Origin of the sequence: Lacicoccus alkaliphilus DSM 16010 (assembly GCF_900142805.1) — a bacterium.
GTDB lineage: Bacteria > Bacillota > Bacilli > Staphylococcales > Salinicoccaceae > Lacicoccus > Lacicoccus alkaliphilus.
In genome coordinates this window covers 205,937-227,379 of sequence record NZ_FRCF01000003.1, presented here as the reverse complement: position 1 = coordinate 227,379, position 21,443 = coordinate 205,937, and the positions used below count along the sequence as shown (strand labels likewise).

The following is a 21,443-nucleotide window of genomic DNA, read 5'->3' as shown; positions in this document are numbered from 1 at the left end:
AAATAGTCCTCCTACCTGCGTTTTCTGAAACCGCGGTATTCTCTTTGGTTCGCTTGTGCTTCCAACTGCTTCATAGTTTCCAGTGCAACACCGATGACGATCAGAAGGCTCGTACCTCCGACCTGGATTGCAGGCGGCAGGTTCATGATATTAGTGACGATCAAAGGTATGATTGCAACCACCGCCAGGAACAGTGAACCGACGAACACAAGCCTATAAAGCACTCTCGTTATATAATCCTGTGTCGGATCGCCCGGCCGGATGCCCGGCACATAACTGCCCTGTTTCTTCAAATTGTCGGCCATCTTTTCAGGATTGACCTGGACAAATGAGTAGAAATACGTAAAGGCTATGATGATCACCATATAGAAGACCATGCCTGCATAGTTGGTGGGATCTGAAAAACGTGCCAGCGTCTGGGCCCAGTCCGCATCCGGAAAGAACAGTGTGAACGTCTGCGGGAGCATGAAGAATGCCATCGCGAAGATGACCGGTATCACGCCTGCCGGATTGACTTTCAATGGAAGGAAAGTCGACTGCGGTGAAAGCTGTGATGAAGTCCTCTGACGCTTCGCATACTGGATCGGAATTTTACGTACCGCCTGCAGTACGAAGACCGCAAATGCTGTAAGCAACAACAGGAATACAATCAGACCGATCAATTCCAGAATCGCCATCGTCGTGTCCTGACCGCCGGTGAACCTTTGCTGGTACAACTGGATCAGTGCACTCGGCAAGACGGATAGGATACCTGCAAATATGATGATGGAAATACCATTGCCCACACCATGTTCCGTGATCTGCTCACCGAGCCACATCAGGAATGCAGTACCTGTCGTCAGCACAATTGCTATCAGCAGGTATGAAGCGACATTGTTGTCATCGATGAGCGCGCCCCCGAACATCTGGTTGAAAGCATAACTCATACCGATGGATTGGATGAATGCCAATACTATAGTGAAATACCTCGTGAACTGTGCCAGCTTCCGTCTTCCGACTTCACCCTGCCTTGCCCACTCGGCAAATTTCGGAACAACATCCATCTGCAGCAGCTGTACGACGATTGATGCGGTGATGTAAGGCATGATGCCCATTGCCAGAATGGAGAAATTCATCAGTGCGCCGCCGCCGAACGTGTTCATCAGATCAAGGACGCCCTGTTCCCCCTGATTCATATCAAATACGCCCGGGTCGACACCCGGGACAGGGATGTAAGTCCCAATCTTAAAAATGACCAGCATGATTAAAGTAAAGAATATCTTATTACGAATTTCTTTAATCCTAAAGAAATTGGTGATAGTCCCTAACATTAAATCACCTCGTAACTTCCGCCCTGTTCCTCAATTGCTTTGGCAGCTGAGCCGGAAAACTTGTGAGCTTTAATTGTTAATTTCTTTTCCAGAGTACCGTTGCCCAGCACTTTTATACCAGATTTTTCATTTTTAACAATACCATTTTCAATCAAGAGCTCTGGAGTCACTTCCGCGCCATCTTCAAAACGGTTGAGGTCACTAAGATTGACGATCGCATATTCTTTACGATTGATGTTAGTGAAACCACGTTTTGGAATACGACGGAATAAAGGAAGCTGTCCACCTTCAAATGTCAGACCTACGCCACCGCCTGAACGGGAGTTTTGTCCGTCATGACCGCGGCCGGCTGTTTTACCATTACCTGAAGACATACCGCGGCCGACACGCTTACGTGACTTGCGGGCACCTTCAACAGGTTTCAATTCGTGTAATTTCATCATCGCACCTCCTATTTCATAATATCATTATTTTTCTTCTACAGTAACCAGGTGGCTGACTTTTTCGACTTGACCTCTGATCTGAGGCGTATCTTCATGTGTCACTGTCTGGTTGACTTTTCTCAAACCAAGAGAAGCTACAGTTTTCTTCTGTGTTTCAGGTTTCCCGATAACACTTCTTTTGAGGGTGATTTCAATCTTTGCCATTTATCTTTTCCCTCCTTAATTAGTAATCTCTTCTACAGTTTTTCCACGAAGCTTGGCAACTTCTTCCACAGTCTTAAGGTCTGAAATGCCCTGGAGTGTCGCACGTACGACGTTGATCGGCGTGTTCGCACCAAGGGATTTGCTGAGGATATCAGTGATGCCTGCAAGTTCAAATACAGCACGCACCGGTCCGCCTGCGATAACACCTGTACCAGGTGCTGCCGGCTTCATGAATACCTGACCTGAGCTGAATCTGCCTATCGTTTCGTGTGGGATTGTACCATCCACCATAGGTACCTCGATCAGATCTTTCTTCGCAGCTTCCACCGCTTTCTTGATCGCTTCAGGAACTTCCTGAGCTTTACCTGTACCGAAGCCTACACGCCCTTTTCTGTCTCCGACAACAACCAGTGCCGAGAAACGGAAACGACGTCCACCTTTTACTACTTTAGCAATACGGTTGATCGTCACTACGCGCTCTTCGAACTCTTGTACTCTATCATCTCTACGAGCCATTTAAATTTTACCTCCTTCTATTAAAATTGTAAGCCGTTTTCGCGTGCCGCATCAGCGAGTGCTTTCACACGCCCGTGATACAGATATCCGCCACGATCGAATACTACATTTTCAATGCCTTTATCTTTCGCACGTTTTGCGATTAAAGCGCCGACTTCTTCAGCTGCATCTTTGTTGGATCCGACTTCCAATTTGAATTCGGGATCCTGGGATGATGCACTGACGAGCGTCGTTTCACTCTTATCATCAATAAGTTGTGCGTAAATGTGTTTATTAGAGCGGTATACGTTCAGGCGCGGCTTCTCGCTTGTACCGGCCAACGCTTTACGTATGCGCTGGTGTCTCTTAAGACGCACTTTATTTTTATCCACTTTAGAGATCATTGATGTTCACTCCTCACTTGTTTAATTATTTACCGGTTTTACCTTCTTTTTGACGAACTGCTTCACCTTTGTAGCGGATACCTTTACCTTTGTAAGGTTCCGGTGGACGTACAGAACGGATTTTCGAAGCCAGTGCTCCGACATATTCCTTGTTGATGCCTTCCACTTTGACTTTAGTGTTGCCTTCAACTGAAATCGTCAGCTCTTCAGAAGGTTCAAACTCAACCGGGTGAGAAAGTCCTACGTTCAATACCAACTTTTTACCCTGCATCTGTGCACGGTAACCTACACCTACAAGCTCAAGGTCCTTGCTGAAGCCTTCAGATACACCGACGATCATGTTATTGATCAGGGCACGGGTTGTACCGTGTACTGTGCGGTGCTCTTTTGAATCACTCGGACGGACAACTTCAAGTGTATTCTCTTCAAGATTATATGTCATATCTTCATTAAATGTGCTTACCAGTTCACCTTTCGGTCCTTTGACAGTGACTGTCGAACCGTCGATATCTACTGTTACACCATTTGGAATGTCAATAATTCGTTTACCAACACGACTCATTTCGATTACACCTCCTAGATTAAATTACCAAACGTAAGCGAGTACTTCCCCGCCCGTATTTCTTTTACGTGCTTCTTTATCTGTCAAAACACCTTCAGATGTTGAAACCAGAGCGATTCCAAGACCGTTGAGCACTTTTGGAAGCTCTTCTTTTTGAGCATAGACTCTGAGGCCTGGCTTTGAAATACGCTTCAGACCTGTAATAACTCTCTCGTTATTACCTCCATATTTCAAAAACACGCGGATGACGCCTTGTTTTTCATCGTCGATGAATTCGACATTCTTGACGAATCCTTCTGCTTTAAGGATCGTTGCAATTTCTTTTTTGATGTTTGATGCAGGGATTTCTAATGATTCATGTCTGACCATGTTCGCATTTCTGATGCGTGTCAGCATATCTGCAATTGGATCTGATACTGTCATTTAAATTTGCCTCCTTTCAATTTATGGCGATTACCAGCTTGCTTTTTTCACGCCAGGAATCTGGCCTTTATAAGCAAGTTCACGGAAACATATACGGCATAGTCTGAATTGACGAATTACTGAATGCGGACGTCCACATCTTTCACAACGCGTGTATTCTCTTACTTTAAACTTTTGTTTCTTTTGTTGTTTTGCAATCATTGATTTTTTAGCCACATTTTCGCCTCCTTATTAACTTACTTTTGGAACGGCATGCCAAACTGTGTAAGCAGTTCTTTTGCCTCTTCATCTGTATTTGCAGTAGTAACGATAACGATGTCCATACCTCTGACTTTCGAAACTTTATCATAGTCGATTTCAGGGAAGATCAGCTGTTCTTTGACACCGAGCGTGTAGTTGCCGCGACCGTCGAATGCTTTCTTTGAAACACCTCTGAAGTCTCTTACACGAGGCAGGGAAACCGAGACGAGCTTATCAAGGAATTCATACATCCTTTCACCGCGCAGAGTGACTTTCGCTCCGATCGGCATACCTTCACGCAGCCTGAATGTTGCGATCGACCTTTTCGCTTTAGTGATTATCGGCTTCTGACCGGTAATCGCTGCAAGTTCTTCAACAGCGGTGTCAAGCACTTTTGCATTCTGTACTGCATCACCCACACCCATGTTGACGACGATCTTCTCTATTTCAGGCACTTCCATTACAGAAGAATAATTGAATTTATTTACAAGTTCTGTTTTGATTTCATCATTGAATTTTTCTTTTAAACGAGCCACTTGAAGTCCTCCTTTCACTTATACTGATTAGTTGTTTTCAACTGCCGGGATCTCTTTGCCGGACTTGGCTGCCACCCGTACTTTCGTTCCGTCCTCTTTGACCTCATAACGAATGCGGGTACGTTCACCTGATTCCGGATCGATGTGCATTACATTGGACACATGAATCGGCGCTTCCACTTCCAGGATGCCGCCTTCCGGGTTCATCTGTGAAGGTTTTTGATGTTTTTTTACGATATTGACACCTTCGACAACGATTCTCTCTTTTGAAGGGATCGCTTTAAGGATCGTTCCTTCTTTGCCTTTGTCTTTACCGCTGATTACTACGACTTTATCACCAGTTCTTACGTGCATGAAAATTGCACCTCCTTATATAAATTGGGATTATAATACTTCTGGTGCAAGTGAAACGATCTTCATGAAGTTGCCTTCGCGCAGTTCGCGGGCGACCGGACCGAAGATACGCGTACCTCTTGGACCTTTATCATCACGAATGATAACACATGCATTTTCATCAAATTTGATGTACGAACCATCTTCACGGCGCATGCCGGATTTCGTTCTGACGATGACAGCTCTCACTACTTCGCCTTTTTTGACAACGCCACCTGGTGTTGCATTTTTGACTGTTGCAACGACGACGTCACCGATATTCGCAGTTTTACGTCCCGTACCGCCCAATACTTTGATTGTCAATACTTCACGCGCACCTGAGTTATCTGCAACTTTCATGCGGGATTCCTGTTGGATCATGCGAATGGACCTCCTTTATCTTCGATAGTTTAAATAATTACTGACTCTTCAACGATTTCCACTAAACGGAAGCGTTTTGTTTTTGATAATGGACGTGTTTCTTCAATGCGTACCACATCGCCCATCTTCGCACTGTTCTTTTCATCGTGCGTTTTATATTTCTTGGAATATTTAACACGTTTGTTGATGATAGGGTGTCTTTTGTAAGTTTCTACGAGTACCGTGATCGTTTTATCCATCTTGTCGGATACGACGCGGCCCTGGTAAACTTTACGTTCATTTTTTCTTTCCACTATTTTAACCCTCCTATATTATTGATTGGCTCTTGCTTCCTCAAGCTCTCTCTCGCGTACAGTTGTTTTCAATCTCGCGATTGTTTTTCTGACTTCTTTGATACGAGCAGTGTTTTCTAGCTGACCAGTAGCTAGCTGAAAGCGCAGGTTGAAGAGTTCTTCTTTCAATTCTTTAACGTTTTCTTCTATTTCAGATGTCGTCAAATCACGGATTTCTTTAGCTTTCATTCGTATCACCACCTAATTCTTCACGTCTTACGACTTTAGTTTTAACCGGAAGTTTGTGGCTCGCCAGACGAAGCGCCTCTCTTGCAACTTCTTCATCGACACCAGAAACTTCAAACATTATACGGCCAGGTTTTACAACTGCAATCCATCCTTCGACTGCACCTTTACCTGAACCCATACGAACTTCCAAAGGTTTTTTTGTATACGGCGTATGTGGAAAAATGTTGATCCATACTTTACCGCCACGTTTCATGTAACGTGTCATTGCAATACGTGCTGCTTCAATCTGTCTTGAAGTGATCCAAGCAGTCGTCGTCGCTTGCAATCCATATTCACCAAATGATACTTGATTACCGCCTTTTGACTTACCTCTTGTATCCGGACGGTGTTGACGACGGTATTTTACTCTTTTAGGTAATAACATTATCAATTTCCTCCTTTACTTGTTATCTTTTTTGACAGGAAGAACTTCTCCACGGTAGATCCATACTTTGACGCCGAGCTTACCGTAAGTGGTGTCAGCTTCTTCGTGCGCATAGTCTATGTCTGCACGCAGTGTATGAAGTGGGACCGTTCCTTCGCTGTAGCCTTCTGAACGCGCGATATCTGCGCCGCCCAAACGACCGGAGACCTGTGTCCTGATTCCTTTAGCTCCTGCTTTGAGTGCTCTTCCAAGCGCCTGCTTTTGAGCTCTACGGAATGACACACGGTTTTCAAGCTGGCGCGCGATGCTTTCTGCAACCAGTTTGGCATCCATATCAATTTTCTTGACTTCAACAACATTGATGTGTACTCTCTTGCCGGTTAATTTGGAAAGGGCTGAACGTAATTTATCTATCTCACTGCCGCCTTTACCGATGACCATACCAGGCTTGCCTGTATGCACAGCTATATTAACTCGGTTTGCCGCACGTTCGATTTCAACTTTTGAAATTGACGCGTCTTTAAGGTTTGTTTCGATATATTCACGTATTTTCAAGTCTTCATGCAAAAGGTTCGCAAAATCTTTGTCTGCATACCATTTTGCTTCCCAATCACGGATGATACCTGTACGAAGACCAATTGGATTAATCTTTTGACCCAAATTAATTCCCTCCTTAGTTTTTAAGCTTTCTCTTCAACTTGTTCGTTCTCTTCCGTTTCAACTTCCGCATCTTCAACTACATCTGCCGGCTCTGCGACAACGATTGTAATGTGGCTTGTGCGCTTGTTTATCTTGGTCGCACGACCTTGTGCACGCGGGCGGAAACGTTTAAGAGTCGGACCTTCGTCTGCATATGCTTCCGATACGATCAGGTGATCGATGTCCATGTCGTAGTTATGTTCTGCATTCGCCACAGCCGAGTTGATCAGCTTCTCAACGATTGGCGACGTTCTTTTATTTGTGTGCTTCAGTATTGAAATTGCTTCCCCTACTTCTTTGCCGCGGATCAGATCCATGACAAGTCTGACTTTACGAGGTGCAATCCTGACTGTTTTAGCAACTGCTTTCGCTTGCATATTCGGTTCCTCCTTTATAGCGGATGATTTCTGTTATCTGCCTGTTTTTTTGTCGTTGTTGCCGTGACCTTTGAAAGTTCTTGTCGGTGCGAACTCTCCAAGCTTATGTCCGACCATATCTTCTGTAATATAGACCGGAACATGTTTGCGGCCATCGTAGACTGCAATTGTGTGGCCGATGAAATTAGGGAATATTGTTGAACGGCGTGACCATGTTTTGATAACACTTTTCTTGCTTGTTTCGTTAAGGTTTTCGACCTTCTTCATCAGATGATCATCGACGAAAGGTCCTTTTTTAAGACTGCGGGTCATTAGGGCGCCTCCTTTATCAAAATTGTGTGCGGAACTGTGTCCGCACATTTTTTTATTTTAAGTTATTTTATTTCTTACGTTTTCTTACGATCAGCTTATTCGAACGGTTTTTGCCTCTGCGTGTCTTTTTGCCAAGGGTTGGTTTGCCCCATGGAGACATCGGCGACGGACGTCCGATTGGTGCACGGCCTTCACCACCGCCGTGTGGGTGGTCGTTAGGGTTCATGACGGAACCACGTACTGTAGGGCGTTGGCCTTTCCATCTTGAACGGCCGGCTTTACCGACGTTGATCAGTTCGTGCTGCTCATTGCCGACAGCACCGATTGTGGCGCGGCAAGTCGCAAGGATCATCCTGACTTCACCGGACTTGAGTCTTACAAGAACGTATTTGCCCTCTTTACCAAGAACCTGTGCGCGTGCACCCGCTGAACGTGCCAGCTGGCCGCCGCGGCCCGGTTTAAGTTCGATGTTGTGGATGGTGGTACCGACAGGGATGTCCTGAAGCGCCATAGCGTTGCCAGGCTTGATATCCGCATCCGGGCCACTCATGATTTCAGTGCCCACCGTCACACCTTTAGGTGCGATGATATATTTTTTCTCGCCGTCAGCGTAATGCACTAGTGCAATGTTTGCAGAACGGTTCGGATCATACTCGATTGTCGCCACTTTACCAGGTACGCCGTCCTTGATTCTTTTGAAATCGATCACTCTGTACTGGCGCTTGTGTCCGCCGCCCTTGTGGCGTACGGTCATACGGCCCTGGTTGTTACGGCCCGCTTTTTTCGGAAGCGGCTGTAATAATGACCGTTCCGGAGTCGTTGAAGTGACTTCGGCAAAATCCGAGCCGGTCATATTACGACGAGCGTTTGTGGTTGGCTTGTATTTTTTAATTGCCATCTCGTTTTACCTCCTTAATGGTAAGTCGCTCTTAGAATATTTCTATAGAGCCTTCTTTTAGTGTTACGATCGCTTTTCTTCTTCTATTTGTAAAGCCTTCGTAGCGACCCATACGCTTTTTCTTCGGCTTGACGTTCATAATGTTCACTTTTTCCACTTTGACGTCGAAGATTTCTTCAACTGCGTGTTTAACTTGTGTTTTGTTGGCTTTGACGTCCACATCGAATGTGTACTTGTCCGCCTGCATCAGATCCGCAGAACGTTCAGTAATGACCGGACGTTTGATAATATCACGAGCATCCATTACAGAAGTACCTCCTCTGCTTTAGTGATAGCACCTTCCGTAAAGATAACACGGTCAGCAGAAAGGATATCCAGTACATTGAGGTGTTCCGGTGTAAGAACTGTCACGCCCTGCAGATTGCGGGATGAAAGTTCTACATTCGCATCTTCACTCTCAAGGACTAACAGGACTTTTCTGTCTGCTTCAAGATTTTCCAGGATTGCGAGGAAATCTTTCGTTTTAGGTGCGTCTAATGAGATGTTGTCCACTACTGTCAGCACATCTTCATTTACTTTCGCCGACAATGCTGAGCGAAGTGCCAAACGGCGCATCTTTCTAGGCATCTTGTAGGAATAGCTTCTCGGGGTCGGTCCGAATACCACGCCACCGCCTCTGAACTGCGGCGCACGGATTGTACCCTGACGCGCATTACCTGTACCTTTTTGCCTGAATGGTTTTTTGCCTCCGCCGCGTACCGCTGAACGGTTCTTGACCGCATGTGTACCGCGGCGCTGTGAAGCACGCTGTAACTGAACTGCTTCGAAAAGCACGTGTTGATTTGGTTCGACACCAAATATCTCCTGGTTCAGTTCGATTGTATTCACTTTTGATCCGTCTTTAGATAAAACATCGATTGCCATGTGTTAAATCCTCCCTTCTAATTTTTTTATCTATTTAACACTTTTTTTAGTTGCTGCTGATATTTTCACGTAGCCTTTACGCGGGCCCGGCACGTTACCTTTGATGAGTAACACGTTGCGCTCTGCGTCTACACGTACGATTTCAAGGTTTTGCAAAGTTGTGGTCTGGCCGCCCATCTGACCTGGCAATTTTTTACCTTTGAAAACCCTTGCCGGGTCTGCAGCTGCTGCCATCGCACCAGGTGACCTGTGGAAATGGGAACCATGGCTCATAGGGCCGCGTGACTGGTTGTGACGCTTGATTGCACCCTGAAAACCTTTACCTTTTGAAGTTCCCGTCACATCAACAAAGTCTCCTGCTTCAAATGTATCTGCAGTGACTTCTTGACCGATCTCGAATTCGTCAGCGTTCAAGTTCCTGAATTCGCGAATGAAGCGCTTAGGGTTAACTCCTGAAGCTTTTGCATGACCTGTTTCAGCCTTGTTCGCATACTTTTTGGATCTTGCACCCTCAAAGTATTCACGCTTGTCGTCGAAACCGATTTGTACAGCACTATAGCCGTCAGTTTCTTCAACTTTCTTCTGTACTACCACGTTTCCTGCTGTTTCCACTACCGTTACTGGAATCATTTCTCCGTTTTCGCCGAAAACCTGAGTCATTCCAACTTTTTTACCTAAGATTCCTTTGGTCATCGAAAGTCCACCTCCTGTTAAAAATTATAATTTGATTTCGATGTCTACACCGGATGGTAAGTTCAAGCCCATGAGAGCATCAACTGTTTTTGGTGTAGGGTTTAAAATGTCGATCAGACGCTTGTGCGTACGTTGTTCGAACTGCTCGCGCGCATCCTTGTACTTGTGGACCGCCCGCAGAATCGTGTAGACCGTCTTCTCAGTAGGAAGTGGAATCGGTCCTGAAACATCTGCGCCTGAACGCTTAGCTGTTTCAACGATTTTCTCCGCTGACTGATCCAACACTCTGTGGTCATACGCTTTTAAACGAATACGAATTTTTTGTTTTGCCATTATTTAGTACCTCCTTTGGTCGTCATCATTGGTTTGATAGACTTCTCCACGAAAATTCTCCAACACATTGCCATGGCAATGCGGCCGGGTGTGTCGGTAACCTCTCGCTTCACAGATATCGAAAAGCCGGAACATCAACGTTCGACGTGCTTTTCATTTCAAGATGGAAGTTTCCATCTTTTTAGTCCAACGTTAGATATAATACACGAAAAGAGCGGAAAAATCAATAGATAACCTAAGATTTTTCCGCTCTTTTTCCGACAGGTTTTTTCGACCCCGTCATTATACTATATTCTGCTGTATATCACAAGCCTACTCGGACATGAATATGAAGTAGAGTATGAAGATGAGGAAGAGTCCATACATCATCGGATGAATTTCTTTCCTCCGCCCGGCCATGATCATCGTTACAGGATAGAAGATGAAGCCGACTGCAATTCCTGTCGCGATGCTGTATGAAAGCGGCATGATGAACACCGTCAGGAAAGCCGGCACCGCGATTTCGAATTGGTTGAATGGTATCTTGCTCAAATTTGAGGCCATGAGCGCCCCGACGACGATCAGTGCAGGTGCCGTCACTTCAGATGTGAATGTGACGAGCAGCGGCGAGAAGAATATTGCCGACAGGAACAGGAGGGCCGTAACGACACTTGCAAAACCCGTCCGTGCCCCGGCGGCGACCCCCGCAGTGGACTCCACGTAGGAGGTGGTCGTCGATGTACCGAATATGGACCCTGAAATCGTGGCAAGCGCATCGGACATCAATGCGCGGCCTGCGCGCGGCAGTTTATTGTCCTTGATGAAGTTCGCCTGTGAGGCGACGCCCACGAGTGTGCCCGCCGTATCAAAAAAGTCGACGAAAAGGAACGTGAGCACGACGATCAGGAATTGCGTGTTGAAAAGCTGTGCCGGATCAGAGAACGCTTCAAACGCCGCACCGAAAGTCGGTTCCATGCTCGGTGCCGCACTGATGAGGCCATCAGGCACCGGCACCTGGTTGAAGATCAGCCCCGTGACCGCCGTGATGATCATACCGAAGAAAATGGCACCAGGCACTTTCTTCGCCATCAGTATGACCGTGACCAACAGGCCGAAGGCGGCAAGGAGCACACCCGGGTCATGGATCGTTCCAAGGCTGACGAGCGTCGCCTCATCTGAAGTGATGATCCCGGCGCCCTGCAGGCCCACGAAGGTGATGAAGAAGCCGATGCCGGCGCTGACGGCCATCTTCATCTCCATGGGGATGGCGTTGATTATGTATTCACGTACACCGGATATGGTGAGGATTACGAAAATGATTCCCGAGAATAAAACCCCGGTGAGGGCGGTCTGCCACGGTATGCCCATCGTAAGAACGACCGAGAATGCGAAGAAAGCATTCAGTCCCATCCCGGGGGCGAGTGCTATGGGATACTTTGCAAACACCCCCATGATGAATGTACCCACGAATGCTGCGAGTGCTGTCGCTACGAAGACGGCGTTCATGTCCATCTTCATGTCATCCGGTACACCTTCGATCCCCTGGAGGGATAACATGGACGGATTGACTGCCAGTATATACGCCATGGAGAGGAACGTCGTCAGCCCGCCGATAATTTCACGGCGGTATGTCGTGCCATGTCCTTTGAAATCAAAGTACTTTTTCATTACATTTCTCCAATCATTTTATTTTGGTGCAGATTCATGATGCGCCATTGAGATGAGTGACGGTTCCGTCATATCACTTTGATGATGTCAGGGTCATCCTGCCCGATGAATTTTATGAGCATGCGGCGTGTGAGCGGCAGGAATTTTTCGATCAGCCTGCCGAGGAAGAAGACAATGATGAAACTCCCGATGAAGACCGGGCCTCCCAGGAGGAAACCACAGACCAATGCGAAACCTTCCATTAAATTACGTGCGCTCGAAAGTTTCATATTGAACTTTTCGATGAAGAACAGCATCAGTGAATCCCGGGGACCGGCGCCAAGGTTCGGTGTGATGTAAAAGGCGATGCCGAAAGCCATGACGAACACTCCAGCTGTGAAAACCAGGCCGTGCATGATCCAGCCGTCGACTTCCGGAAGCAGAAAGTTGAAGATATCTATGAAGATGCCGATGGTGAACATGTTTATGTAGACCCCGAGTTTGGGCAGCCGCTTCAGCGCAATCGCCGTGAATAAGACGATGAAAGCCCCCACGATGATGGCCCATGAGCCGATCGTCAGCCCGAAAGTCTCCCAGAGGCCGTAGTGGAAAACGTCCCATGGCCCAAGTCCCATCAACCGGCCCTTTATGGTGAGGGCTACACCGAGTGACAGTATGATCATGCCTGTGACGAAAAATATCCAGCGTTTGAATATTGAATTCCTCAATCATTATCCTCCTATCCATATACAGACTTATTTTATAGCTATCCACCTGAAATGACAATAGTCAAATTGAGCGGGAGTTCATTAAGCGGCGTGCATAGCCTCCCCTGATGTTTGAAAGAGTGATTTATAAGGTAAATTATTAATGATTGAAAACAGTACTATTATAATGAAGGAGTTGTTTTGATTGAAGGCATATAAATACAAGCTGGGGGCTATCTTATTATCCGCAGGACTCGTGCTCGGCGCCTGCGGGGATGCCGAGGAAACAGATCCGGCTGGCGATGTCGTTGAAGAGGGCAATGAAGACACTTCAGTGGAAGTCGATGAAGATTCAGACACGCCAGGTGATACAGACGACGGTACGGATGACACAACCGGTGAAAGCACGGTTGATGACACATCGGAAGACGAAGCCGATACTGAACAAGATAACGGGTCTGAAGATTAAAATTGTCCGGAAACGGCTTTTGGACAAATGCGATGCATTAGATAAAGCTGCGTAAATACAATCTTCCGTAATGGTATTGTCTACAGGAGTGGGGCTCAGTGCCTGCGGTGAAGCAGAGGAGACCGGGCCTGCGGAGGATGTGGCCGAAGATGCGAATGAAGAGAATTCACATGAAATGAGTGAGGATGCGGAAGAGACTGATACAGAAACCGGGGCAAGTACGGATGACACATCGTCAGATCCGGGAGACACCGAAGCGGATGAATAATATGAAGGAGCTGGGTTGAATGAAAAAACACAAATACACACTGGCCACACTCGTCCTATCCACCGGGCTGGTATTGGGCGCCTGCGGAGACGTGGGGGAGGATGAAGTCGTCGCACCGGAGGAGGATGACGCTGTGGAGGAGAGCGGTACAACCGAAGAGGCTGAAACGGCCGATGACGGAGAGGATGGCGACCCGGCAGATGACATCGTTGAAGATGAAGAAGAATCTGCGGAAGATACTGACGGAGAAGCTGAAGAGGACTCCGGAAGTGATGAACCTACAGGTGTAGCAGTACTGGATCAGCTCGGCTCCACTCCTGAAGAGGCAGTGAGCGCCGCCCAGGAAAATTTCGACGGTGATCTGGTTGAGCTGAAACTCGATCAGGAAGACGGCGAGTGGGTATATGAAGTGAAGCTTGAAAATGATTCAGAGGACTACGAAGTCAAAATGCTGACGGAAGACCTTTCCATATTGGAGGAAGAGACCGAAGCCGATGACGACAACGACCCTGATGACCGCTTTGCATACGAGGACGCAATTCCCCATGATGAGGCTGTCAGCACTGCTATGGACGAAGCCGGCGGAGAACTTGAAGAATGGACATTGGAGAAAGACGACGGTCAGCTTGAATATGACGTTGAGCTGAACAGCACCGACCTTGGTGATGATGCAGAAGTTAAAATCAATGCCGAATCCGGCGAAATCATTGAAGTCGATGATTGATGAAGACTTTAAAGAGACGGAACCCCTGCGGGTTCCGTTTTTTCAATCCATGGGTGGCTCCGGCCACTTGAATTTTTTCTTATAAAGGTCTCGATTCAACAGGAGGAGGCCGGCAGCATCACAAAAAAAGAGCGGGACCCATGCCCCGCTTCTCCATAATTATGCCCTGAATCTTTTTAAGAAGCCCTGCAGCCTCGGATTGTCCGACTTGTTGATGACTTCGTCGGCCGGGCCGGATTCGGCGATGACGCCCTCATCGAGAAACAGGACCCTGTCAGCAATTTCAAGTGCAAAGTCCATTTCATGCGTCACGAGGACCATCGCCATTTCATCGTTCTCGGCAAGGTCACGGATGACTTCGAGCACTTCCCCCACAAGTTCCGGATCGAGTGCTGAAGTGACTTCATCAAACAGCATGATTTTCGGTTTCATGACGAGCGCCCGTGCCATGGCGACACGCTGCTTCTGCCCGCCCGACAAATTGGCCGGATATGCATCATACTTGTCCCCGAGTCCCACGCGGTCGAGCATCTGCTTCGACATTTCCCGTGCCTCGCCCTTCTTCATTTTCTTGACGTTGATGAGGGGCATTGCGCAGTTGTCGAGAATCGTCTTATGCGGGAAAAGGTTGAAGTGCTGGAACACCATGCCGATGTCTTTTCTGACATCGGCGAGCTGTTTCTCTTTTGCCGGCACCATCTTCCCCTTCCTCTCGACTTTCCACAAATTCTTGCCGGCGACATATATGTCACCGTCCGTCGGTTCCTCCAAAGTCATCAAAAGTCGGATGATCGTCGTCTTACCGGAGCCACTCGGCCCTATGATGGCAATTTTCTCGCCCGGATAGATATCGAGATCGATCCCTTTCAATACGTGTGTATCACCGAAGGATTTATGAATATTCTTATATTGAACAATCGGTTCCATTATTCTGTCACCTTCACTTTCATTTTCTTCTTGTCGAAGCGGCGGTTCATTTTTTTCTCAAGCGCTCTGACTAAGAGCGCGGATGGATAGCTCAACATGAGGAACAGTAACGCGACGATGGTGAGCGGTTCGAGATAGGACCACGTCTGTGCGCCGTAGCTCCTCGCGATGCTCAAAATACCCACGACGCCGATCGTCGCTGCAAGCGGCACTTCCTTGAATAAAATGATCAGATAGTTGCCGAGCATCGGGACGGTCGGCGGAATCGCCTGCGGCAGGACGATGGTGAGCCATTTGTCCTTCACCGAGAAATTCAATGCCGTCGCCGCTTCCCATTGCCCTTTGTCCACACTGTCTATACCCGAGCGGTATACCTCACTGATATATGTTGAAAAATGTATGCCGAGCGCGAGCATCGCTGCAACAAACGGCGTAAATGAGGTGCCGACGTACGGTACCATCGGCCATGCAAAATAAAGGAAGAAAATCTGCACGATCGGTGGTGTGGACCGGATGAACTCCCTGATCCAATAGACGATGAAATTAAATGCCTTCACCGGTGTAGATTCAAGTATCAGCCAGACGAAACCTGCTGCAAGTGCGAGCAGGAAGCTCGCGACGGTGAGGCCGAGCGTAACATTGAGGCCTGTAATGATGATTGGTAAAGCATCCATAAAAGTTTCCCAGCTCCAATAACTCATCAGCTCGCCACCCCTCTTCTTGCGATTTTCTCACCTTTTTTGGACAGCCAGATGAGAGGCAATGCAATGATGAAGTACATGATCAGCACCATCAGATAGGCAAGAGGCCCCTCCGACAGGTTGGTCGAGCGGTATATGTCCCCGAAATACAATATATCTGTGAGGCCGATCAACGACACCAGTGCAGTCCCTTTAAGTATCTGTATGGAATAGTTGCCGAATTCAGGCAGCATAAGTCTGAGTGCCTGCGGCAGGATGACGTCGCGCATCCTTTGGAAGCGTGACAAATTGAGTGCGATGCTCGCTTCCGTCTGACCTTTGTCGACGGAAATGACCGAGGTCCTGACCACTTCGGACATATATGCACCGTAGTTCAGTGCAATCGCCACGACCCCGACCCACCAGTTGCTTCCGAGATTTATGTTGAAAAGCATCGGCACTGCATAATACAGCCAGAACAGCTGGACGATCAAAGATGTGCCCCTGAATACTTCCACATATACAGCAGCGGCACCCCGGATCAGGATGTTACCCGACAGTCTGGTGAGTCCGGCTATAAATGCCATCAGGAAAGAGAATACTGTGGCAGTAAGAAAAATACTTAAAGTGGTGCCAAGACCCTGAGTTAAAAAGTTCAGGATGTTCCACCCTGTCTCAAACATAGGCTCACTCCTCCGAAATCAAATAGAAAGGTCCAGCTCTTCCACCGGAATCACTGGACCCTAAAGTTTATTCTTCTTCCTCTTCTTCACCTGCACAGAGTTCGTCGGCAGTCATTTCACCGACTTCGACTCTGTTTGCGTCTGCTGTGAAGCCTTCAGCATCATCCAGAATGTCATCAATTGTCCCATCTTCTTTCAATGTTTCAAGCGCTTCATTGTAAGCATCCCGCAGTTCTTCATCATCCATATTGAATGCCGCTGCACCGTAACTCGGCACACCTGAGATGTCCGGCTGCTCGAAGTCTTCGACCAGCTCGACGTCATCGCTGTCGAGTGATTCATATGCCGCGCGGAGCGTGGCCTCCGTTGCTGCTGCTACATCCGCATTACCTGATTGGACAGCTGAAAGCTGACCCGGGATATCCGCTACAGACATGATTTGATCATCGGATACACCTTCCTGGTCGACGAAGTCGAACTGTGTCGTACCTTCCATCAAGGCAAGTGTAACTTCTTCATTGTCCGCGATGTCTGCATAGCTGTGGATGTCGTACGGGTTGCCTGCTGCAACGACAAGGCCTTCACCATACTGCATTTCAGGTTCGGAGAACGCTGCGTTCTCACACCTGTCCGGCAGGATGGCCATGCCGGCAGTGATGACATCATACTGACCCGCCTGTACACCCGGAATCAACTCGCCCCAGTCCGTCAGATGACCGTTCACTTCCTCGATGCCCATCTCCTGGAACACCGCTTTAGCGATTTCTATGTTCGCGCCTTCAAGTTCGCCTGAATCGGAGTCCTGGTAAGCGTATGGCGGTTCGTTGGCGAAACCGACATTCACCGTACCTTCTTCCTGCAGTTCCGCGACTCTGCCTTCGCCTTCACCATTACCTTCACCGTCAGCCTCTTCTCCGCCGTTTCCGTCACCGTTCCCGTTACCGCACGCTGCCAAAACAAGCACCATAGCAAAAGTAAGTAAAATCGTAAATTTCTTCAAAAAATCTCCCCCTGTAATTTTTAGTGCTGCGTTTACATATATGGTAAACCAGCCGTCCTAAGTAAATACTAAGATGTATAAATATGGGTGATAAGGCGGTGAAATTACTTTCAATACAATTAATGCTGTATTGAAGAGGCAACCATATTTGTATCTTACTATAAGCGCCACAACATTGTAACAGTGATAGTGTAAATTGTGTCGAGTAATTTATGTTTAATTCCATATTACAACATAGATGATGTACTTTCCATATAAATCTGAATATTTCGAAATAAATTATTGATTACTAATTCACGGCTAAACTTCCTGTGGCTGTGGGACCTTCCCAGAAACCGGAAGCGCCGCGCCCCTTTCGGCTTCCCTCACCGCCTGACCGTATGAATTTCCGGATTTCTTAAGAATTTCCTTATCCAGCAGCACCAAAGATATCACTGCGATGGAACCGCCGCTCACCAAATTGATCACCCAGTAGCCGCCGATATCGTAGAGCAGACCGTAAATGATGGTGCCGATCGGCATCAGGCTTGTCGCCACCAGTGCCATGGATGAGAAGACCCGCCCTTTGATCTTCTGCGGCACGACCAGCTGGAGATATATGCCGAACGGGATGTTGACAAGCTGCAGACTGATTGCGAGCAGGAAGCCGAGCAACCCGATATATATGAAGTTCGGCAGTACCGCCATATCCAGGTATATCGGCAGCGGATAAAGCGCAGTGAGCACAGCAAGGCACAGGAGGCCCTTCTTCTCCAGGGAAAGCGGGTTCTTCATCTTTTTGGCACTGCCGATTAAAATCCCCCCTAAAATCATCCCGGCACCGAGGCATGCATTTGCATAACCGACGAGTGCCGGCTCGAAGTGCAGTTCCGTGATCATCATCTTCTCGGGTAGAACCGACAGTGTCGCACCGGCGAAGTTGATGAAGGCGGCCATGAGGAGCACCCGCTTCAACACTTCATTGCTTTTGATGAACCTTAAACCTCCGGTGATTTCTGCCTTGAAACTGCCGGGACTCTTATCAGCGGTCCCTCCACCTTCATAATCCCCCACTTCATGATAGAGGTCGAACTTCAGGAGAAAATCCAGCATGGTCGAAAGTGCAAACAGCATAAAATAGAATAATATGATCTGATGAAAGCTGAGGAGGCCGAACAGTATGCCGCCAAGGACCGGGCCTGCGATGACCGACGCTGAAATCATCGCCGACACATATCCCATGATTTTCTGAATCCTGTTTTTATGGAACAACTCTGTCATGGATGCCTGGAATGCGTTTTCTATGAAAGGGCTGATGAGCGACATGAAGAATGTTGTGACATAGATGGCTGAGAGGCTGATTCCGAAGAAGTACGTGTAGAGGAATAAACCAAACAACACCAGTGTGAACATCATTTCCCCCGCAATCACAATCCGCCGTTTGTCACCCAGGTCACTCAGCAGGCCGGAAAACGGAAGCAATATGAGCGAGACGACTATGGATATCGCAAGATTGATGGAAAAATAAAGTGAAGAGCCCGTTTCATACAGGATGAAGTACGAAACTGCGAATAGATATACATAATCTCCAATACTCAGCATCAAGCGGCTGAAAAGATACACGGCAAAATTCTGTTTTTCACGGAAAGGCATTTTTTCATCTGCAGTCATCGTGCCACCCCCTTGTTTAATTTAATTAAACTTAGTGTAAAATAACTTCTCTTGCATGTCAAGAAAAAGTTTAATATAATTAAACTAATATGTGGGGAGTGATGGAATGGGACTTGGTCAACGCATAAGGAAACTTAGAAAAGAAAAAAGTCTGACGCTTGCGGAACTGGCAGGAAGTGAAATCACGAAAGGCATGCTCAGCCTGATCGAGAATGAAAAGTCGAGGCCCTCGATGGAGACGCTTGGGTACCTCGCAAAAGCGCTTGACGTTTCCGTGAGCTACCTGTTGCAGGAAGGGGATGAAGAGTGGACGCGTGAAATGGTGGAAAACGACATATTATATAACATGTACACCTTTCCCACGGAATTTGTGGAGGAGAAGATCCTCCCGAACCTGGACAGGATTTCTTCCTCCCAGGTCGGTATGCGCCTCTATCATATCGTTCGGGTATACTACCGTTACAAGGGCCGGCATGACCTTGCAGACCGGGTGACGGAGAAGGTCACGGGTTTTTATGAGGAAACGGGGCTCCGCAACCTCGCCGTCAAAGATCAGGTGAACGATGCTTTATCGATGCTTTACAGCAGGGAATACAAAAAAGCCTACAGGAAACTTCTCGCTCTGGAGGCGGAGGTGCAGACGTTCAAGGAGTATGACTCCGGGCTTGAACTCGACTATCTTTATTGGAGGAGCGGGCTCGCTCTGGAATTTGATGCTGAGGATTTCATCGAGTATGGAAAATTGCTCATTGAGAGCTCGTTCAAATATGAGAACTTCAAATATTACTTCTCTCAAAACGTGCTGTTCGGCTACTATTACGGCACAATCGGCCATGAAGCGGAATATGAGCGATATAACGAAAACCTCAGAAAGTATCTGGGTTTCAATGAGAGTCCCCACTACAAGCTGGAAATTTTCAGCGAAGCACATCCCGTACAGCTGCGGTTTGTACTTGTGGAGGATGAATCACGCCACCTCAGCGATCTTGAAAAATACCGGAAGAAGGTCATGACAACCGAGAGCACCGACCCCATATACTTGAAAAACTATGAGAATACACTGAAGATGATCGACCTTGAAATCAACTACCATAAAGGGCATCTTGAATATGTCCAGGAAAATTTCGACCCCTCGCTGTACGACCGTGAAGTCGCCCAATTCCCGCTCGACCGCATCATCATCGCGACCCGGGCCACCGTCCATCCGATGAGTTTATTCGAGGCCGGCCATGTCGATGAAGCCCGGAAGGCATTCAGGAAGCTGGAAGCCTCCATCGCCGATTTGAAAGGTTCGATGTTCACTAAGGAATTCCATGAAGTGCAGGGCATCATTTTCGGCTGAAAAAAGAACGCGAGGACAATCATGCCCTCACGTTCTTCTTTTTCCGTCGCCGTGTACTTTGAAGTACTCGAGCTTGTCTTCATCGACTTCACCGAGGATGCGGTACCCTTCATAAAAGTGAGCCACGTAAGATGCGCCGAGATTCTCTTCGATGCTTTTGACCATGCTCGCAATATCGACATAGCGGTCGCGCAGGCCGATGTTGATGACATCGACGGCGCCTGTGATGTAACTTTCATTGACGATGACGTTCGCCAGGACGAAGTCGCCGTGGCCGAACACGATGTCATTGTGCATATCATTTTCTTCATCGTAAAATACGAACGGGCACTCTTCTGCCTTCGTTTTATGCAACAGGCTCAAATAACGTCCGGCCTGCTTCATGATGGCTGCACGCACCCCATCGCCGGCTTCCTTCAGGAATTCATCCGCTCCGGCACCCGGCAGGGCGATATAGAATAGGTAGGCGTAGTCTTCCTGATAATAGGTGACCGGTTTCGGCACGCCGTTCACACCGTTGACTTCGAGCCAGAGCTGGCGTTTATGTTCACGTCTCGTCTTTTTGATGTCGTCCGTATAGGACTTGGCGATCAGCGGTTCGGTAGGCTCGTATTGGTTCGGTTCTTCGTCTTTTCCATATTCAAGCAAATATATTTCCGTGGTGTCGTCCCCCTTGAGCGGGTGCCACTTATAATATTCCTCATAGATTTCAAAGGTGTGCATGACTTCTCCTCCATTCGTTATAATCATACCTAAGTTGTAGTGGAAATGTCATTCAGTGATTCCCCTAATATTGTAACTTTATGATATGATACA

General features: G+C 47.6%; 34 protein-coding genes. 4 read left to right on the top strand and 30 right to left on the bottom strand.

Features of this window, described 5'->3' with window-relative positions:
• Nucleotides 1-11 precede the first annotated feature (11 nt).
• The 24 genes from secY to BUA12_RS05730 all read right to left on the bottom strand — a co-directional run bounded on the left by secY (nucleotide 12) and on the right by BUA12_RS05730 (nucleotide 12,905).
• Complete coding sequence (gene secY / locus BUA12_RS05845) at nucleotides 12-1,310, bottom strand: preprotein translocase subunit SecY (protein WP_072709360.1); 1,299 nt, start codon at nucleotides 1,308-1,310, stop codon at nucleotides 12-14.
• Complete coding sequence (gene rplO / locus BUA12_RS05840) at nucleotides 1,310-1,750, bottom strand: 50S ribosomal protein L15 (protein ID WP_072709358.1); 441 nt, start codon at nucleotides 1,748-1,750, stop codon at nucleotides 1,310-1,312. Before rplO ends, secY begins: the two co-directional genes overlap by 1 nt.
• Before the next feature lie 27 nt (nucleotides 1,751-1,777).
• Nucleotides 1,778-1,957 carry a 50S ribosomal protein L30 gene (rpmD, locus tag BUA12_RS05835; protein WP_072709356.1) on the bottom strand — a complete coding sequence of 60 codons (180 nt, stop codon included), beginning with the start codon at nucleotides 1,955-1,957 and terminating at the stop codon, nucleotides 1,778-1,780.
• 15 nt (nucleotides 1,958-1,972) lie between these two features.
• A complete protein-coding gene (rpsE, locus tag BUA12_RS05830) occupies nucleotides 1,973-2,473 on the bottom strand; it encodes a 30S ribosomal protein S5 (RefSeq protein ID WP_072709354.1) in 501 nt (166 codons plus the stop codon).
• A gap of 20 nt (nucleotides 2,474-2,493) precedes the next feature.
• A complete protein-coding gene (gene rplR, locus BUA12_RS05825) occupies nucleotides 2,494-2,856 on the bottom strand; it encodes a 50S ribosomal protein L18 (RefSeq protein ID WP_072709352.1) in 363 nt (120 codons plus the stop codon).
• A 25-nt stretch (nucleotides 2,857-2,881) separates the two neighbouring features.
• Nucleotides 2,882-3,418 carry a 50S ribosomal protein L6 gene (rplF, locus tag BUA12_RS05820; protein WP_072709350.1) on the bottom strand — a complete coding sequence of 179 codons (537 nt, stop codon included), beginning with the start codon at nucleotides 3,416-3,418 and terminating at the stop codon, nucleotides 2,882-2,884.
• Between the two features lie 24 nt (nucleotides 3,419-3,442).
• Nucleotides 3,443-3,841, bottom strand: a complete 399-nt coding sequence (gene rpsH / locus BUA12_RS05815; RefSeq protein ID WP_072709347.1) for a 30S ribosomal protein S8 — start codon at nucleotides 3,839-3,841, stop codon at nucleotides 3,443-3,445.
• Between the two features lie 30 nt (nucleotides 3,842-3,871).
• Complete coding sequence (locus BUA12_RS05810) at nucleotides 3,872-4,057, bottom strand: type Z 30S ribosomal protein S14 (RefSeq protein ID WP_052255487.1); 186 nt, start codon at nucleotides 4,055-4,057, stop codon at nucleotides 3,872-3,874.
• A gap of 20 nt (nucleotides 4,058-4,077) precedes the next feature.
• Nucleotides 4,078-4,617 carry a 50S ribosomal protein L5 gene (rplE, locus tag BUA12_RS05805; protein WP_072709344.1) on the bottom strand — a complete coding sequence of 180 codons (540 nt, stop codon included), beginning with the start codon at nucleotides 4,615-4,617 and terminating at the stop codon, nucleotides 4,078-4,080.
• 27 nt (nucleotides 4,618-4,644) lie between these two features.
• On the bottom strand, nucleotides 4,645-4,971 hold the full coding sequence (gene rplX / locus BUA12_RS05800) for a 50S ribosomal protein L24 (RefSeq protein ID WP_072709342.1): 327 nt from the start codon (nucleotides 4,969-4,971) through the stop codon (nucleotides 4,645-4,647).
• A gap of 30 nt (nucleotides 4,972-5,001) precedes the next feature.
• Nucleotides 5,002-5,370 (bottom strand): 50S ribosomal protein L14, encoded by a 369-nt coding sequence (gene rplN, locus BUA12_RS05795; RefSeq protein ID WP_072709340.1) that lies wholly within the window; start codon nucleotides 5,368-5,370, stop codon nucleotides 5,002-5,004.
• Nucleotides 5,371-5,399: 29 nt separating this feature from the next.
• A complete protein-coding gene (gene rpsQ, locus BUA12_RS05790; protein ID WP_143146098.1) occupies nucleotides 5,400-5,663 on the bottom strand; it encodes a 30S ribosomal protein S17 in 264 nt (87 codons plus the stop codon).
• Nucleotides 5,664-5,681: 18 nt separating this feature from the next.
• Entirely contained in the window at nucleotides 5,682-5,891 is a 210-nt protein-coding gene (rpmC, locus tag BUA12_RS05785; protein ID WP_072709336.1) for a 50S ribosomal protein L29, read from the bottom strand.
• Nucleotides 5,881-6,315, bottom strand: coding sequence for a 50S ribosomal protein L16 (gene rplP / locus BUA12_RS05780; protein ID WP_072709334.1), 435 nt, complete (start codon nucleotides 6,313-6,315; stop codon nucleotides 5,881-5,883). The genes rpmC and rplP overlap by 11 nt, the downstream gene beginning before the upstream one ends.
• 15 nt (nucleotides 6,316-6,330) lie before the next feature.
• Nucleotides 6,331-6,975 (bottom strand): 30S ribosomal protein S3, encoded by a 645-nt coding sequence (rpsC, locus tag BUA12_RS05775; protein WP_072709332.1) that lies wholly within the window; start codon nucleotides 6,973-6,975, stop codon nucleotides 6,331-6,333.
• Between the two features lie 20 nt (nucleotides 6,976-6,995).
• Entirely contained in the window at nucleotides 6,996-7,391 is a 396-nt protein-coding gene (rplV, locus tag BUA12_RS05770) for a 50S ribosomal protein L22 (protein WP_072709330.1), read from the bottom strand.
• Nucleotides 7,392-7,424: 33 nt separating this feature from the next.
• Entirely contained in the window at nucleotides 7,425-7,703 is a 279-nt protein-coding gene (gene rpsS / locus BUA12_RS05765) for a 30S ribosomal protein S19 (protein ID WP_072709328.1), read from the bottom strand.
• A gap of 67 nt (nucleotides 7,704-7,770) precedes the next feature.
• Nucleotides 7,771-8,601: a 50S ribosomal protein L2 gene (gene rplB, locus BUA12_RS05760; RefSeq protein WP_072709327.1), complete on the bottom strand. Its 831-nt coding sequence runs from the start codon at nucleotides 8,599-8,601 to the stop codon at nucleotides 7,771-7,773.
• A 31-nt stretch (nucleotides 8,602-8,632) separates the two neighbouring features.
• Nucleotides 8,633-8,905 (bottom strand): 50S ribosomal protein L23, encoded by a 273-nt coding sequence (rplW, locus tag BUA12_RS05755; protein WP_072709325.1) that lies wholly within the window; start codon nucleotides 8,903-8,905, stop codon nucleotides 8,633-8,635.
• Nucleotides 8,905-9,525 carry a 50S ribosomal protein L4 gene (gene rplD, locus BUA12_RS05750; RefSeq protein ID WP_072709323.1) on the bottom strand — a complete coding sequence of 207 codons (621 nt, stop codon included), beginning with the start codon at nucleotides 9,523-9,525 and terminating at the stop codon, nucleotides 8,905-8,907. Before rplD ends, rplW begins: the two co-directional genes overlap by 1 nt.
• A 30-nt stretch (nucleotides 9,526-9,555) precedes the next feature.
• Nucleotides 9,556-10,218: a 50S ribosomal protein L3 gene (rplC, locus tag BUA12_RS05745; protein WP_072709321.1), complete on the bottom strand. Its 663-nt coding sequence runs from the start codon at nucleotides 10,216-10,218 to the stop codon at nucleotides 9,556-9,558.
• Between the two features lie 24 nt (nucleotides 10,219-10,242).
• Nucleotides 10,243-10,551: a 30S ribosomal protein S10 gene (gene rpsJ / locus BUA12_RS05740; RefSeq protein WP_072709319.1), complete on the bottom strand. Its 309-nt coding sequence runs from the start codon at nucleotides 10,549-10,551 to the stop codon at nucleotides 10,243-10,245.
• A gap of 312 nt (nucleotides 10,552-10,863) precedes the next feature.
• The gene (locus BUA12_RS05735; protein WP_072709317.1) at nucleotides 10,864-12,198 is read right to left on the bottom strand and encodes an NCS2 family permease; all 1,335 of its coding nucleotides are present in this window, start codon (nucleotides 12,196-12,198) and stop codon (nucleotides 10,864-10,866) included.
• Nucleotides 12,199-12,266: 68 nt separating this feature from the next.
• On the bottom strand, nucleotides 12,267-12,905 hold the full coding sequence (locus BUA12_RS05730; RefSeq protein ID WP_072709315.1) for a YczE/YyaS/YitT family protein: 639 nt from the start codon (nucleotides 12,903-12,905) through the stop codon (nucleotides 12,267-12,269).
• A gap of 184 nt (nucleotides 12,906-13,089) precedes the next feature.
• Here BUA12_RS05730 and BUA12_RS05725 point away from each other — a divergent pair, with 184 nt between their 5' ends.
• The 3 genes from BUA12_RS05725 to BUA12_RS05715 all read left to right on the top strand — a co-directional run bounded on the left by BUA12_RS05725 (nucleotide 13,090) and on the right by BUA12_RS05715 (nucleotide 14,345).
• The gene (locus BUA12_RS05725; RefSeq protein WP_072709313.1) at nucleotides 13,090-13,353 is read left to right on the top strand and encodes a hypothetical protein; all 264 of its coding nucleotides are present in this window, start codon (nucleotides 13,090-13,092) and stop codon (nucleotides 13,351-13,353) included.
• A gap of 76 nt (nucleotides 13,354-13,429) precedes the next feature.
• Nucleotides 13,430-13,621: a hypothetical protein gene (locus BUA12_RS05720; RefSeq protein WP_143146097.1), complete on the top strand. Its 192-nt coding sequence runs from the start codon at nucleotides 13,430-13,432 to the stop codon at nucleotides 13,619-13,621.
• 19 nt (nucleotides 13,622-13,640) lie between these two features.
• The gene (locus tag BUA12_RS05715) at nucleotides 13,641-14,345 is read left to right on the top strand and encodes a PepSY domain-containing protein (RefSeq protein WP_072709309.1); all 705 of its coding nucleotides are present in this window, start codon (nucleotides 13,641-13,643) and stop codon (nucleotides 14,343-14,345) included.
• 159 nt (nucleotides 14,346-14,504) lie between these two features.
• Here the strand turns inward: BUA12_RS05715 and BUA12_RS05710 are convergent, their stop codons facing one another.
• The 5 genes from BUA12_RS05710 to BUA12_RS05690 form a co-directional block, all read right to left on the bottom strand.
• Nucleotides 14,505-15,275 carry an amino acid ABC transporter ATP-binding protein gene (locus tag BUA12_RS05710; RefSeq protein ID WP_072709307.1) on the bottom strand — a complete coding sequence of 257 codons (771 nt, stop codon included), beginning with the start codon at nucleotides 15,273-15,275 and terminating at the stop codon, nucleotides 14,505-14,507.
• Nucleotides 15,272-15,973 (bottom strand): ectoine/hydroxyectoine ABC transporter permease subunit EhuD, encoded by a 702-nt coding sequence (gene ehuD / locus BUA12_RS05705; protein WP_072709305.1) that lies wholly within the window; start codon nucleotides 15,971-15,973, stop codon nucleotides 15,272-15,274. The genes BUA12_RS05710 and ehuD overlap by 4 nt, the downstream gene beginning before the upstream one ends.
• Entirely contained in the window at nucleotides 15,973-16,635 is a 663-nt protein-coding gene (locus BUA12_RS05700) for an amino acid ABC transporter permease (RefSeq protein WP_084669956.1), read from the bottom strand. The genes ehuD and BUA12_RS05700 overlap by 1 nt, the downstream gene beginning before the upstream one ends.
• A 67-nt stretch (nucleotides 16,636-16,702) precedes the next feature.
• Nucleotides 16,703-17,635, bottom strand: coding sequence for an ectoine/hydroxyectoine ABC transporter substrate-binding protein EhuB (gene ehuB, locus BUA12_RS05695; RefSeq protein WP_072709303.1), 933 nt, complete (start codon nucleotides 17,633-17,635; stop codon nucleotides 16,703-16,705).
• Between the two features lie 300 nt (nucleotides 17,636-17,935).
• Entirely contained in the window at nucleotides 17,936-19,285 is a 1,350-nt protein-coding gene (locus BUA12_RS05690; protein ID WP_072709301.1) for an MFS transporter, read from the bottom strand.
• 106 nt (nucleotides 19,286-19,391) lie between these two features.
• Between BUA12_RS05690 and BUA12_RS05685 the strand changes: the two genes are divergently transcribed.
• On the top strand, nucleotides 19,392-20,627 hold the full coding sequence (locus BUA12_RS05685; RefSeq protein WP_072709299.1) for a helix-turn-helix domain-containing protein: 1,236 nt from the start codon (nucleotides 19,392-19,394) through the stop codon (nucleotides 20,625-20,627).
• 27 nt (nucleotides 20,628-20,654) lie between these two features.
• Here the strand turns inward: BUA12_RS05685 and BUA12_RS05680 are convergent, their stop codons facing one another.
• On the bottom strand, nucleotides 20,655-21,350 hold the full coding sequence (locus tag BUA12_RS05680) for a phosphotransferase (RefSeq protein WP_072709297.1): 696 nt from the start codon (nucleotides 21,348-21,350) through the stop codon (nucleotides 20,655-20,657).
• Between the last annotated feature and the right edge of the window lie 93 nt (nucleotides 21,351-21,443).